This window comes from Bacillus sp. FSL W8-0645 (assembly GCF_038007905.1).
Lineage (GTDB): Bacteria > Bacillota > Bacilli > Bacillales > Bacillaceae > Bacillus > Bacillus pumilus.
Genome location: NZ_JBBOYC010000001.1, coordinates 3,311,479 through 3,325,271, shown reverse-complemented (window position 1 = coordinate 3,325,271; position 13,793 = coordinate 3,311,479). Strand labels below are relative to the sequence as shown.

The window sequence follows — 13,793 nt, the reverse complement described above, 5'->3', positions numbered from 1 at the left end:
CCCTCAAATCGGATGGGTTGCTTAGGAGGAAAATGGGTATGAGTGTGAAACAAACAGCATGGCAAATCATGATTGGATGTATTTTGTTTGCAGCAGGGATCGGGCTTGTACAAATGGCATCCGCGCAGCCCGTCGGGTTAAAGAAGATGGTAGCTGTTCCGATTATACTTCTGATCCTGTTGGCTGCTCTCGTGTTGATGAAGCTGTACATGAATGGTGAGCAAATCTTCATGTCAGCCATCTATCTTTTGATTACATTGACCTTTCTCAACAACGCGTTCTTTTCTATTAGTGCAGGATTCTTTAGTCTTTTTCTCTACCGTATCATGCTCATCGCCACCTTTACTTTATTCATATGGCGGATGAGAGATAAGGGGACGTACATATCGCAGTGGCAGCAGATTCGTGTCAAAGGACTTCTTGGTTTTTTCGCTGCATGGTTTCTTTACGGGCTCATCTCACTGCTTTGGGCTCATTCGGTCACATACGGCCTGAAATATATGTCCCTTCTTGCAATGGGGATGGGATTTGTCTTTCTAGTCGTCATGTATATTCAGCGAATGGATCAAGTGGTGACTTTTTATAGCATTTGGCTTGTTATGACTGTGTTTGTAATGGGGATTGGGTTCTATAATCACTTTACATTGAACCATTTACCGAATACCTCATTATATCTAGGGCCAGTGTATAAACAGCACTATCCTACATCTGTCTTTTTTAATCAGAATGACTTTGCAACGTTTTTATCGATTAGTTTCTTTTTATATCTAGCATGCATGCGTCAAATGAAAAACGGTTATATCAAAGCGTTTGGATTATTAGGTGCAATCGCAGCGCTGTATCTCATTTTGTTAACCGAATCCCGCGCTAGTCTGCTTGGGATATTTGCAGGAGTGGCGATCTATGTGTGGTTGCTGCTGCCGCGTTTTCTCAAAAAGTGGTCAATCGTTGCAGCAAGCGGACTTGTCGTCATCGGTATCGCTGTCTTTTCAGCCAAGATTTATTCGATTTTTTATGACTTGTTTCTCGCTTCTCAGGTCGCGCATTCTTTTAGTGAACCACTCCCGTCTAACATCGCGAGAGCGAATTTAATCAAAAATGCTTGGCACTTCTTTACGAATTCATATGGATTCGGAGTTGGAGCGGGGAATGTGTCTTACTACTTAGCTCACTTTTCGATCTTTGACACAGACCAGGTCGTAGAAGTGCACAATTGGCTGCTGGAATTGATGACGAACTTCGGATTTGCAGTCATGCTGGGCTATATCTCAGTATACGCCTATCTCATGTTCACACTGTACAAACAATACCAATGGGCTGACACAAGATCGGCAAAAATGATCATTGAGGGGTTGCTTGCAGCCATGCTGAGCTTTCTCGTTTCAAGTATCAGTCCTAGCTCCGTCTCGAATTTATATTTCCACTGGGTATTTTTAGGACTGGTGATCGCAGCGGTGAATATGCTGAAAAACAAACAACGTCTCAAGCTGTGGTAAACCGTGTGTGATGCTTTGTTTGTATGGCTACACTAGTGAAAGAGCAAATACGTCAATGTTGGGAGAATGAACATGTCTGGTTTCATATCTAGGATAGGGAAGCGAATCAAAAAGTACATCGTATGGCTCATACTGCTGCCTGTCGTATTAGGCGTTTTTGGTTTCTTTTTTGCTAAAGGAACGACGCAGCAGTCTAGTTACACAGCTGCTGTTACCCTCACTCTCGGTAAATATGATGATGGGGTGTATAACAATATGGCAGAAGTGACATCTCTATTAAAAAGCGATGCATTTCTAAACGAAGCACTCAGTGATGTGAAAGAAGAAGAAAGACAGGATGTGAAAACCCGTCTCATCCTTACCAATCAATCGGATACACAATTACAGCTGTCTTTCACGGATGCCGATAAGGATCGTGCTTTGACTGTCGTGAAGCAGGTGTCAGATACATTTCTCAAGCAAGATAAAGCGTTATTTACAAAAAGACAGCAGGTGATTGAAAGTAGATTAGCTGCTCTTGAAGACGAATCGGTCAGCAATGATTCCAAAGTCGATAAAGAACGATTCTTATATGAATTGGAGTCAACAAAGCTTGGAATGAAGCAGGCAAAAATTGTTGATCCTGCCCAAGTACTTGATGAAGGCAATAAAGGCATGTCAGCTAAAAAACGTGCACTTCTTGGGCTTGTCATTGGCTTTAGTATCTCGCTCATGTTTGTGGTCTTACCCGAAGTGTTCAAAGAATCTTAATGATGAACTGGAGATGAGTCTAGGTGAACAATCAACCGTTAGTATCCATCATTACACCTGCGTATAATGCGGAACGTTATTTAACGGATACAGTTCATTCCGTCCTTGCCCAAACCTATTCCAATTGGGAGCTGATCATTGCAGATGATTGTTCTACAGATGGAACTAGAAAGCTATTAGGGGATTTAAGTCAAGCGGACGACAGAATCAACGTCATTTATTTAGAGGAAAATGGGGGAGCTGCCCTTGCTAGAAACGCAGCCATCAAACAGGCAAAAGGACGCTTTATCGCTTTTTTAGACAGCGATGATATGTGGAAAGAGACGAAGCTCGAAAAACAGGTAGACTTCATGCTGACAAATGATTACGCCTTTACATTTACGGCATATGACATCATTGCAGAAAACGGAGAATCATTAGAAAAAACCGTCACTGCGCCAGCGAGATTAGACTATAATGAAGCCCTGAAAAACACCATTATCGGCTGTTTAACGGTCATGCTTGATCTTCAAAAGGTAGGACATGTGGAAATGCCGAACATTCGCACAAGGCAGGATTTAGCTACTTGGCTGTCTATATTAAAAAGAGGATTTACAGCCTATGGTATGAGTGAACCGCTCAGTGAATATCGCATCGTTGGGAACTCCATCTCTAGTAACAAGTGGAAAGCAGCGAAAAAAACGTGGTTTGTCTACAGAGAAATTGAGCAGCTTCATTTTGTCAAAGCGTCTTGGTGTTTTATGCACTATGCGACAAATGCTGTGAAGAAGCGCTTATAAACAGAAGGGAAAAAAGGTGATAAAGGTGAAAGCAGACTCGATCATACATGTTGTCGTAGCGACGGGAGAATGGGGACAGGACGGACTGAGGTACAGACGGCATCGGCTGGCCGAATTTCTAGCATCTGATCCAGAAACAAAAGAGGTCATCTGGGTATGCCCGTCATCATCTCGTCATACAGCTCCCTTTCAGCCCATAACAGATCGAATGAAGCAATTGACCATTCCTGATGTGCTCAAGAGCAAATTATTTCGCTTTGGTCGATATCAAGACATGTTCTATATTCATAAATTATCCCCTCTTCTTGAACATTTGCGGCAGGAGGAAAAGATGGGGATCGCCGTTTGTTTATGGTATACGTTTCCGGGCTTTCCGCTCTTATCTTCTTTATTTGAATGGAAACATATTGTCTATGATTGCAGTGACCTGTGGGGAGAGCCGATAAGCGGCAACCATAACATCCTTTCTTATATGAGGCAGCGTGTCATTGTCAAAGCAGAAAACCGAATCATTAAATATGCACACAGCATTACATGCTCTTCTCAATATTTACACGATCAAATCAAAAAACGTCTTATGGGAGAACCGAAAGATGTGTTTACGGTGGAAAATGGTGTCGAGTACGATGTGTTTGCGAAAAGCAATCTTCCGTGTAAAGAAGATGTGCTGGAAGGAAGAGAAGGGACTGTGCTTGGTTTTATCGGAGGAATTAAGCCAAAGCTAGATTTTGACATGATGGCTGAAGCTGCTCGTATGCGGCCTGATTGGACATTTTTATTTGTCGGTCCGGATGGAACGAATGGAGATCCATCTTTTCAGCATGCACTCAAACTGCCTAATGTGATTTGGACAGGTGCTGTTGCTCCAGAAGAAGTGCCTGCTTATATGAAGCTGATCGATGTAGGTATGATGCCATATAAACAATCCCCTTACAATCAAGCGGTGTTCCCTCTCAAGCTTTATGAATTTTTAGCCGCTGGAATACCGGTTGTCGGTTTAAATCTCCCATCAACGGAAAGGCTAAAAGAGAAGGATGTGTATGAATATTTAGAGGGCGATGATCCTGCGCTCTTCGTAGAAGCCTGCCTGAAAGTGATCAGCAAAAAAGACGACACGAGCTATAGACATCTAAGACAAAGCCGAGCGAAGAAAAAAGATTGGCACGCGCTGTTCACAAACATGGTGGAACTAACGAATATTAAAGAAAACGCATAATTCATTCGGGATTGTGCGTTTTTACTTGTTTCATCACCGGGGAAGGTTGTGATCATCCTCTATTCAATTGTATAATGGAAAGAGCGGCCAATATACAAAATACAGATTTCAATTTAGAAGGAGACTGACCTATGGATTACGAACGCGCCTTATTAGCGTTTTTTGTCTCTCTGGCTACAGTTTTAATTGTGACACCAATCGTCAAAAAGTTTGCAATTAAGATTGGTGCAGTGGACCAGCCGAATAAACGAAAAGTTCATGATAAAGTAATGCCTCGAATGGGTGGTTTGGCAATTTTTATTGGAGTAGCGGCTGGAGCATTAGCAGGCGGGCTGTTTCTACATAATAAAATTACAGCAATTTCAGTTGGTGCCGTACTCATCGTCATTTTAGGTATATTTGATGATAAATATAATTTAAGTGCAAGATTTAAATTTCTCGTACAAGTCCTTGTTGCTTGTTTGATTGTGAGCACGGGCTTAAAAATGGACTTCTTCTCTGTTCCTTTTTTAACAGATCGAATTGAGTTAGGCTGGATGGCATATCCCCTCACCGTGCTATGGATTGTGGGCATCACAAATGCCATTAATTTAATTGACGGCCTTGATGGACTAGCTGCCGGTATTTCTGTCATCGGTTTATCAACGATTGCAGTGATGGCATTTTCTGCTGATAAGATTCTGATTCTTTCTTTATCTCTTGTCGTCATTGGCAGTACGATCGGCTTTCTCTTTTACAACTTTCATCCGGCGAAGATTTTTATGGGAGATACCGGTTCGTTATTTTTAGGCTATATGATCTCGGTGCTGTCACTTTTAGGGCTATACAAAAGTGTCACTTTGTTTAGTGTTGTTGTTCCTGTGATCATTCTAGGTGTTCCTATATTTGATACGACCTTTGCAATCATTAGACGCATATTAAACAAACAGCCGATTTCATCACCGGACAAATCTCATATTCATCATAGACTAATGGCCTTTGGCTTGTCCCATCGCATGGCTGTCATCGTGATTTACATGATTGGCTTAGTCTTTAGCTTAAGCGCGATTTTGCTGACAAGCGCGACCATTTGGTTATCGCTGATCATTATCTTTTTACTGGTGATGTTTATGCAAGTGATTGCGGAAGTCACGGGTTTGGTCAACGAAGAGTATAAACCATTTACGAAATTCTATAAACGAATGGTGAAAAGACAATAAAAAACAGCCCGTTCCTAGGGAACTGGGCTGTTTTTATTATTGTCCTGATGTGCTAGAAGGATTAGTTGTATCACTTGATCCTGTTTCACCAGAGGATGGATTGGTTTGTGAATCTGTTTCAGTCGAAGATTCAGTAGGAAGCTTTAAATGCGTCCGTAATTCATTTTGTACGTTAGCTAGATTGGTTTGATCTGGCTCAAAGTAATACGTTCGATTTGGCCCTAAATAAAGATCTGACCCTTTAATAGAAAGTGTTTCTGTGTCGTCTCCCTTAAACCCGCTGTAGATTTGCTGAAGCGCAAGACCTTCTGTGATACGGAAGTTGGTCGTAATGTGATCACTGACTTCTTTAGCGATATTATCGACGTTCGCAATGTTATTTGCCTTCGACATTTGATCAATCATTGCGCGTAAAATTTGTTTCTGACGATCATTACGTCCAAAATCACCGCGTGGATCTTGTTTTCTCATCCGAGCGTAAGCAAGTGCTTCTTCCCCGTTTAAATGCATATTGCCTTTTTTGAAGTAAATCTTTTTCGATTTTTTCACATCACTTTTTTCATTGAAGTCAAATGGAACATTGATATTAATTCCGCCGACTTCATCAATGACATCCTTGAATCCGTCAAAATCAACGGTGGCATATTTATCAATTGGAATATGCAAGAATTGTTCGACAGTTTCAATCGTCTCGTCTTTACCGCCTTTAGCAAATGCTGCATTGATCTTTTCTTTACTTCCTGTCGTGTCACTTGCAAGCTGTACGCGTGTGTCACGAGGGATACTAACCATTTTCATCGTTTTGTCTTGAGGGTTAATCGTTGCAACAATAAGTGAATCTGAACGGCCATGATCACCATCTGTGGCATAATCCTCAATTCCGACAAAAAGTACAGAGAAGGGTTTCTTTTTAATATCAATGACCGCATCACGAAGCTTCGATTTCTCTCCGCGGTTTAGTTCGTCATATGTTTTGTCAGCGGCTTGAAGTGTATTGACTATTTTATAGACTGCAAATCCGCCCATGCATATGATAAGAAGCAAAAATAAGACCAGGATACGTTTGAAAATTTTCTTCTTCTTACTCTTTTTCTTTCGTACACGCACTTTTACTCGTTGTGCCATTCATCTGTCTCCTTTATCGGACCAATGTCCTTTTCTAAATAAATCAGTTCGCCTTCTTTTGTAACACTCTTTCCATTTGTCAGCTCAGTCATCCATTCAATGAACTGCTCTGTTTGTGTTTCTTCTACATACGTCTCAAAAATAACATCTTCTGCATAATGAATTTCTTTTAGCTGAAAAGATGAGGCTCTAAGCTCATTCTCTACCTTTCCAAGCCATGTATAATCTATTGTTGTGTGCATCGTACGCATTAAACAGCGCTCTACCATCCCAACATGGTTGATGGCTTCTGATACAGATTTTCCGTAGGCACGAATCAAACCACCGGCGCCTAGCTTAATACCGCCGAAATAACGAGTGACTACTACGACTGTATCTTTCAGCTTCCGTTTTTTTAACACTTCAAGCATTGGCACACCTGCTGTCCCACTTGGTTCACCATCATCATTCGCTTTTTGAATCAGGTCATGTTCTCCAATGAGATAGGCAGAACAATTATGTGTGGCATTCCAATGTTGTTTTTTAATGGATTGTATAAATGCTTGTGCTTCTTCTTCTGAGACAGCACGCTGTATATGACAAATAAAACGTGATTTTTCAATGACGATCTCATGCTCGCCACGACTTTTTACTGTAAGATAGCGATGCAGCAAAAGACATACCCTCCTGAAAAGCAAATTGTAAGACTAGAGAAAATTTGCTTTGATTTTAGAATTTTACAGCGTATTTTGTTATGATGATAGGGGTAGAAAAAGGGTCGTCATAAAAACTTCATGATTTATACGCATTCTTTCATTATAATTCGACATAAAATGCAGATCAATGACATTTATAATAAAAAAAGATGACATCACTGTTACGGGAGGGAAAAGCCATGACAACACCTAAAATGGATCCGAAATTATTGGATTCAATCATCATGAAAATGCTAAGTACAGTTGATGGCAGCAAGGACGAAGTATTTAGGATAGGCGAACAGTCCCGTCAACAATATGAAAGCCTTGTAGAAGAGCTGAAGCAAATCAAGCAGCAAGTAAACGAAGTAATTGATTTTGGGGATAAACTAGAAGTCCATACGAGACATGCTAGGAATCGCTTATCTGAGGTCAGCAGAAATTTTAACAAATTTAGCGAAGAAGAAATACGCGAGGCCTACGAAAAAGCACATAATCTGCAAGTGGAACTCACCATGATCCAGCAGCGTGAAAAGCAGCTGAGAGAAAGAAGAGATGATCTAGAAAGACGATTGTTAAGCCTTCAAGACGTCATTGAACGCTCTGAAACGCTTGTGAGCCAGATCACAGTTGTTCTCAACTATCTCAATCAGGACTTACGCCAAGTTGGCGTGTTACTTGAAGATGCTCAGGCAAAACAAGATTTTGGACTTAGAATTATTGAAGCCCAAGAAGAAGAGCGCAAAAGGGTATCCCGTGAAATTCATGACGGTCCGGCCCAGATGCTGGCAAACGTAATGATGCGTTCCGAATTAATTGAACGGATTTTCAGAGACCGTGGGACAGAAGAAGGCTTTAAAGAAATTAGAAGTCTCAGACAGAATGTGCGAAATGCTCTGTACGAAGTGAGAAGAATCATTTATGATTTAAGACCAATGGCTTTAGATGATTTGGGTCTCATTCCGACGCTAAGAAAATATTTAAACACAATCGAAGAGTATGATGGAAAAACCAAGATCACGTTCCAATGCCTAGGGGATACAGAAAGCGAAAGAATTGCTTCACAATTTGAAGTGGCACTGTTTAGACTAGCCCAAGAAGCTGTCACCAATTCACTAAAGCATTCCGAAGCTGAAGAAATCTCTGTAAAAGTAGAAGTGACGAAAGACTTTGTCACGTTAATTATCAAAGACGATGGAAAAGGCTTTGATATGAAAGATGTGAAAACAAACAAAAACAAATCCTTCGGTTTACTTGGCATGAAAGAACGCGTAGACTTACTGGAAGGTAAAATGACCATAGACTCAAAAATAGGTCTAGGGACATTCATCATGATTCGCGTGCCATTAACATTGCAAAATAAAATTGTAAAATAGAGACAAAAGACATATTGACCATAAAGTTCAGGTGTAGAACAATAAACATGGGGAGGCGTAGCTTGTGACTAAAGTAAATATTGTAATTATTGATGATCACCAATTATTCCGTGAAGGTGTCAAACGGATTTTAGATTTTGAACCTACTTTTGAAGTAGTTGCAGAAGGAGACGACGGAGACGAAGCTGCACGTATCGTAGAACACTATCATCCGGATGTTGTCATTATGGACATTAATATGCCGAATGTAAATGGTGTAGAGGCTACAAAGCAGCTAGTTGAGCTTTATCCCGAATCAAAAGTCATTATTCTATCTATTCATGACGATGAAAACTATGTGACACATGCATTGAAAACAGGAGCAAGAGGCTACCTGTTAAAAGAAATGGATGCAGACACGCTCATTGAAGCAGTGAAAGTTGTAGCTGACGGAGGATCTTATTTACATCCGAAAGTTACTCATAACTTAGTAAATGAATTCCGACGCCTAGCGACTAGTGGCGTTTCAGCACATCCACAGCATGAAGTATATCCTGAAATTCGCAGACCACTTCATATCTTAACGAGACGTGAGTGCGAAGTACTTCAAATGTTAGCTGACGGAAAGAGCAATAGAGGAATTGGTGAGTCGCTCTTTATTAGTGAGAAAACAGTCAAAAACCACGTGAGTAACATTTTACAAAAAATGAATGTAAACGACCGTACACAAGCTGTTGTTGTAGCAATTAAGAACGGCTGGGTAGAAATGAGATAATGTTCCGGACAAGTACTCCTTTTTCGCCTGTTTTTGGTTCTCTCACATGTCAATTGGAGAGAAATGATAGGTAGATAAGGAGTCTTTTTCGGATATAACGGGCTTGCCTATTGATTAGGCAGGCTTTTTTGATTACTATTATAAACCTAATGAATAACAATGATCATTCTTTGAAAATAAAAAAGAGCAACTTAACGGATAAGGAAGGTATTTAAGAATGAAAATAGCCGTTGTAACAGACAGTACTGCTTATATACCACAAGAGCTGCGTGATAAACATCATATTCATATGATCCCTCTTAATGTCATTTTTGGCAACGAATCATACCGTGAAGAAATAGAAATGGATTGGAAGACATATTATGAAGAAGTCAAAAAGCATAAAGACCTTCCAACCACCTCTCAGCCTGCTTTCGGTGAACTAATAGAATTATATGAAAAACTAAGTGAAACATACGATGCCGTGATTAGTATTCACCTTTCTAGCGGAATTAGTGGAACATATAATAGTGCAGCCTCAGCAAATGACCTAGTTGACGGAATTGACATTTATCCGTTTGATACAGAAACTAGCTGTATGGCGCAAGGTTTTTATGTGATAGAAGCTGCTGAAAAAATCCAAGCTGGTGCTTCTCCAGAAGAAGTGTTAGCCCATCTCAATTACCTGAAAGAGAATCAGAGAGCTTATTTTATGGTAGACGATTTAACTCATTTACAAAGAGGCGGCAGATTAAATGGTGCTCAGGCTTTTATTGGGAGCCTCTTAAAGGTAAAGCCTATACTGCATTTTGACAACAAGCTAATTGTCCCTTTTGAGAAGATTCGTACACGGAAAAAAGCCATTTCACGTATGTTTGAATTATTTGACGAAGATGCATCTCGTGGTGTCCCGATGAGAGCAACAGTGATACATGGTAATAGAGAAGAAGAAGTAGACGATTTAATTGCGCACTTATCAGAAAAATATCCTCATGTTGAATTTTATAAAAGCTATTTTGGTGCCGTAATCGGCACTCATCTAGGCGAAGGCTCTTTAGCTCTTGGCTGGATGATTAGATAAATCCTAAAAACCTCTTTTCTCTTAGAAAAGGGGTTTTGTTTTTCTTTTTTAGCTGTTGGACGAAAGGTCATGTCTTTGCGCATAATAGGCAAACATCAGTTGAAAGGTGTTTGTTGAAATTGAACATGGACAAAGCAATGGAACTAGGGCAGTATCTGCAGTCACGCCACCTGCTTACTGCTGAAACAAGATGCTCACAGTCTGATTTGGATTGGTTGGAGGAGAAAGGGTTAGTTATCCGAACACCTTCTATTGAGAGGAAAGCAAATGGTCTAATTTGCTGCAGATGTGGTGTGTCAAAAAATCGGTACTTTGCCCACTCTCCGTGTGACAAGTGTCAAAAAGATTGTGTGTATTGTAGATCATGCATCATGATGGGGAAAACAACGGAATGTGGCTTTCTTTATGAATGGACGGGTCCACAAATGGAAGAAGCATGTCACTCGGAATTAACATGGCAGGGAGACCTGTCTAAAGGACAAAAAAGAGCGTCAGAAAAATTGATAGAAGCGATAAAACACAAAACTGATCTACTCATCTGGGCAGTTTGCGGGGCAGGGAAAACAGAGGTGCTTTTTCACGGAATAGAATATGCCTTACATCAAGGAATGAGTGTCTGCATTGCGACACCTAGAACTGATGTTGTACTTGAACTAGAGCCGCGGCTTAAAAAAGCTTTTCAAGGAATGAAAATAGCTGTTCTTTATGGAGGAAGTCCTCAAAGGTTCCAAATAGCACCGTTAGTAATCGCTACAACTCACCAGTTGATGAGATATAAACATGCATTTGATGTGCTCATTATAGATGAAGTCGATGCCTTCCCTTATTCAATCGATGAACGTCTCCAATTTGCTGTTTTAAAGGCAATGAGAAAGAAAGGGGTTAGGGTTTATTTAAGTGCGACGCCGTCTAAGAAAATGATAAGAGATGTATCTCGTGGACAACTAGAAGCCGTAAAAATTCCTCTGCGCTTTCACCAACAACCTTTACCGGTCCCATCCTTTCAATGGATTGGACATTGGAAGAAGAAATTAAAAAAGAATCAGCTCCCACCTAAAGTAATGAATTGGATGCAGAAACATATTACAAAAAAGAGAAGGGTTTTACTTTTTGTTCCTTCTATTTCTACTATGAAGAAGGTAACGAAGGTTCTTAGAAAGCACCACTTAAATGTAGAAGGGGTGTCTGCTGATGATCCAGACAGGAAACAAAAGGTCCAGCAATTCAGAGATGACAAATACGATGTACTAGTTACAACCACAATTCTAGAAAGAGGCGTAACCATTCCAAATGTGCAAGTGGGGGTACTAGGTGCAGAATCTACTATCTTTACAGAAAGTGCACTTGTTCAGATTTCTGGTAGAGCAGGTAGACATCCCGATTTTTTTAAAGGAGATGTTTTCTTTTTTCATTTTGGTTTAACGAGAAGTATGAAACAAGCAAAGAAGCATATTGTAAAAATGAATGATACAGCTGAAAAAGAGTTCTCCGAAAAATAATGTAGGTTCAACTAAATTTCATGGTACATTTATATTATCAATACACAAATGGCAGGAGAGACAAATATGCTGCTCAATGCAAAAGAAACACTACTCAAGGAAATCCTCTATCAATATCTCAACCAATTAAACATGATTTGTCACTGTGAAAAGTGTATAGAAGATGTATTAGCGATTTCACTAAATCAAGTGAAGCCTCAGTATATAACAGATATCGATAAAATATCTTACAGTAAATCAGAGATGGTGGACAAACAGAAGAATACGGCCATGCTGGTCATTCTCACAGAAGCCGCTTCAAAGGTCTCCACATTTCCAAGATGCGAAAATCGTCTGCCGATAAATAAGGATAACAATTGATCTGCCTCATTTGTGAGGGGCATTTTGTCGCTTCTTTTACATGGAAATCATTACTTCTATTAAATGATGATCGTCTATGTATAGCATGTAAGCATCACCTAGAAAAAATTCAAAGCCCGATTTGTCCAGCCTGCGGGAGAGCACAGTCGAACGATCAATTATGTCAAGACTGTTCCAGGTGGAAAGAACGCCCTGATTCTACTACATTACTTGTGAAAAATAGGTCTGTCTATGCTTACAACGATTTGATGAAAGATGTCCTTTCCCGCTTTAAATTTCGAGGTGATACAGCTTTAGCTGAGCTTTTTAAACAAGATGTCCAAGCAGTATTTAAGCGCTCTTTTTCAATTAAAGAACCTGTGCTGATCCCGATTCCTTTAAGTAAAGAAAGACTAAAGGAAAGAGGGTTTAATCAGTCCGTCATACTTGCTTCCTTGATTGGTGAGCCGATCCTTCAGCCACTTGTGAAAATACATCAAACCAAACAGTCCAAGAAAAAGAAAAATGAACGTTTAGATCAAAAAGGAATGTTTCAAATCAAACAGACAGATGCGATCGTTCAAAGGGATGTTATCTTAATTGACGACATTTATACAACAGGGGCCACCATTTATGATGCGGCGAGAATTTTAAAAGAAGCAGGTGCCAAAAGTGTTTCCTCTTTTACGTTGATCCGTAGTTAAAATTCAGGATAATTAACCGATAATAAGAAGAGAAAATAACGTAAGGGGTTTTGGTTATGAATCAATTGGCAAACTGCCCGCAATGTAATCAGCTGTTTTTAAAAACGACCATCCAAACGGTTTGTAACAAATGCTTTGAAGAAGAAGAACGTTCTTTTGATATCGTTTATAAATTCTTGCGAAAGCAAAGTAATAGACAATCAACCATTGCTGAAATAGTAGATGCAACAGAAGTTGATGAAGAATTAATCTTGAAATTTATCCGTTTGAAAAGACTTCAAATTAGCCAATTTCCGAATATCAACTATCCTTGTGAAAGATGTGGCCAACCGATCAGAAAAAACAAGCTGTGCAACCAATGTGAACAGGACATTCATTCGCAAATGAGTCAAATGAACCAAGAAGAAGAGCGTAAAAGGGAGATTGAATCTAGGGAAAAAGACACCTATTATGCCATTAATCCTAAAAACGATTGATTCCCTAAACTAAGTTGCAGTTTGGTCGATAAAATGAATAGAATCAAGACAGACTGTAACGGAAAGCGAGAGGAATCCCGTGAAAATTAATCGATATGGAACACAACCAGTAAATCCTTACAAGAAAACATATGAGAAACAAACGTTGCAATCAAATCAAGCAAAATCAACTGATAAAGTCGAAATTTCTAAAAAGGCAATCGAAATGCAAAAGGTGCCGAATATCATGAAAGAACGCCAAGATAAAATAGACCAAATTAAAAAAAGCATTGAAGCCGGAACATATCAAGTAGATACAAAGGGCATTGCTGATAAAATGTTGAATTTTTATAAACAACAATAACAA

The 13,793-nt window shown here is 39.8% G+C and carries 15 protein-coding genes; 13 read left to right on the top strand and 2 right to left on the bottom strand.

Annotation, left to right across the window (positions count from 1 at the left end):
• Window positions 1–38 precede the first annotated feature (38 nt).
• The 5 genes from tuaE (at window position 39) to NST39_RS17285 (ending at window position 5,440) form a co-directional block, all read left to right on the top strand.
• Entirely contained in the window at window positions 39–1,496 is a 1,458-nt protein-coding gene (gene tuaE, locus NST39_RS17305) for a teichuronic acid biosynthesis protein TuaE (RefSeq protein ID WP_341029479.1), read from the top strand.
• 72 nt (window positions 1,497–1,568) lie between these two features.
• Window positions 1,569–2,246, top strand: a complete 678-nt coding sequence (gene tuaF / locus NST39_RS17300) for a teichuronic acid biosynthesis protein TuaF (RefSeq protein WP_341029476.1) — start codon at window positions 1,569–1,571, stop codon at window positions 2,244–2,246.
• 23 nt (window positions 2,247–2,269) lie between these two features.
• Window positions 2,270–3,025 (top strand): teichuronic acid biosynthesis protein TuaG, encoded by a 756-nt coding sequence (tuaG, locus tag NST39_RS17295; RefSeq protein ID WP_341029475.1) that lies wholly within the window; start codon window positions 2,270–2,272, stop codon window positions 3,023–3,025.
• A gap of 25 nt (window positions 3,026–3,050) precedes the next feature.
• On the top strand, window positions 3,051–4,241 hold the full coding sequence (gene tuaH / locus NST39_RS17290) for a teichuronic acid biosynthesis protein TuaH (protein ID WP_044140361.1): 1,191 nt from the start codon (window positions 3,051–3,053) through the stop codon (window positions 4,239–4,241).
• Window positions 4,242–4,372: 131 nt separating this feature from the next.
• Window positions 4,373–5,440 (top strand): glycosyltransferase family 4 protein, encoded by a 1,068-nt coding sequence (locus NST39_RS17285; RefSeq protein ID WP_126741304.1) that lies wholly within the window; start codon window positions 4,373–4,375, stop codon window positions 5,438–5,440.
• 36 nt (window positions 5,441–5,476) lie between these two features.
• On the opposite strand, the gene NST39_RS17280 is transcribed toward NST39_RS17285, so the two are convergent.
• A complete protein-coding gene (locus tag NST39_RS17280) occupies window positions 5,477–6,565 on the bottom strand; it encodes an LCP family protein (RefSeq protein WP_065097931.1) in 1,089 nt (362 codons plus the stop codon).
• The gene (locus tag NST39_RS17275; RefSeq protein WP_003212936.1) at window positions 6,550–7,218 is read right to left on the bottom strand and encodes a YigZ family protein; all 669 of its coding nucleotides are present in this window, start codon (window positions 7,216–7,218) and stop codon (window positions 6,550–6,552) included. The genes NST39_RS17280 and NST39_RS17275 overlap by 16 nt, the downstream gene beginning before the upstream one ends.
• Window positions 7,219–7,439: 221 nt before the next feature.
• Between NST39_RS17275 and NST39_RS17270 the strand changes: the two genes are divergently transcribed.
• From NST39_RS17270 to flgM, 8 genes are all read left to right on the top strand, one after another.
• Complete coding sequence (locus NST39_RS17270; protein ID WP_003213166.1) at window positions 7,440–8,615, top strand: sensor histidine kinase; 1,176 nt, start codon at window positions 7,440–7,442, stop codon at window positions 8,613–8,615.
• A 64-nt stretch (window positions 8,616–8,679) separates the two neighbouring features.
• Window positions 8,680–9,369, top strand: a complete 690-nt coding sequence (degU, locus tag NST39_RS17265) for a two-component system response regulator DegU (protein ID WP_008348273.1) — start codon at window positions 8,680–8,682, stop codon at window positions 9,367–9,369.
• 217 nt (window positions 9,370–9,586) lie between these two features.
• Window positions 9,587–10,429 (top strand): DegV family protein, encoded by an 843-nt coding sequence (locus tag NST39_RS17260; RefSeq protein WP_113768803.1) that lies wholly within the window; start codon window positions 9,587–9,589, stop codon window positions 10,427–10,429.
• Between the two features lie 119 nt (window positions 10,430–10,548).
• Window positions 10,549–11,928, top strand: coding sequence for a DEAD/DEAH box helicase (locus NST39_RS17255; RefSeq protein WP_341029470.1), 1,380 nt, complete (start codon window positions 10,549–10,551; stop codon window positions 11,926–11,928).
• A gap of 66 nt (window positions 11,929–11,994) precedes the next feature.
• Window positions 11,995–12,288, top strand: a complete 294-nt coding sequence (locus NST39_RS17250; protein WP_106066158.1) for a late competence development ComFB family protein — start codon at window positions 11,995–11,997, stop codon at window positions 12,286–12,288.
• A complete protein-coding gene (locus tag NST39_RS17245; RefSeq protein ID WP_341029469.1) occupies window positions 12,285–12,971 on the top strand; it encodes a ComF family protein in 687 nt (228 codons plus the stop codon). Before NST39_RS17250 ends, NST39_RS17245 begins: the two co-directional genes overlap by 4 nt.
• Window positions 12,972–13,027: 56 nt before the next feature.
• Window positions 13,028–13,447, top strand: coding sequence for a TIGR03826 family flagellar region protein (locus NST39_RS17240; RefSeq protein ID WP_341029468.1), 420 nt, complete (start codon window positions 13,028–13,030; stop codon window positions 13,445–13,447).
• Window positions 13,448–13,526: 79 nt separating this feature from the next.
• Window positions 13,527–13,790: a flagellar biosynthesis anti-sigma factor FlgM gene (gene flgM, locus NST39_RS17235; RefSeq protein ID WP_003213252.1), complete on the top strand. Its 264-nt coding sequence runs from the start codon at window positions 13,527–13,529 to the stop codon at window positions 13,788–13,790.
• Window positions 13,791–13,793: the final 3 nt, after the last annotated feature.

Bases quoted from the DNA above. Each gene is read 5' to 3' on its own strand.
- tuaE (WP_341029479.1), top strand. From the start codon at position 39: ATGAGTGTGAAACAAACAGCATGGCAAATCATGATTGGATGTATTTTG.
- tuaF (WP_341029476.1), top strand. From the start codon at position 1,569: ATGTCTGGTTTCATATCTAGGATAGGGAAGCGAATCAAAAAGTACATC.
- NST39_RS17285 (WP_126741304.1), top strand. From the start codon at position 4,373: ATGGATTACGAACGCGCCTTATTAGCGTTTTTTGTCTCTCTGGCTACA.
- NST39_RS17280 (WP_065097931.1), bottom strand. From the start codon at position 6,565: ATGGCACAACGAGTAAAAGTGCGTGTACGAAAGAAAAAGAGTAAGAAG.
- NST39_RS17270 (WP_003213166.1), top strand. From the start codon at position 7,440: ATGACAACACCTAAAATGGATCCGAAATTATTGGATTCAATCATCATG.
- NST39_RS17260 (WP_113768803.1), top strand. From the start codon at position 9,587: ATGAAAATAGCCGTTGTAACAGACAGTACTGCTTATATACCACAAGAG.
- NST39_RS17250 (WP_106066158.1), top strand. From the start codon at position 11,995: ATGCTGCTCAATGCAAAAGAAACACTACTCAAGGAAATCCTCTATCAA.
- NST39_RS17240 (WP_341029468.1), top strand. From the start codon at position 13,028: ATGAATCAATTGGCAAACTGCCCGCAATGTAATCAGCTGTTTTTAAAA.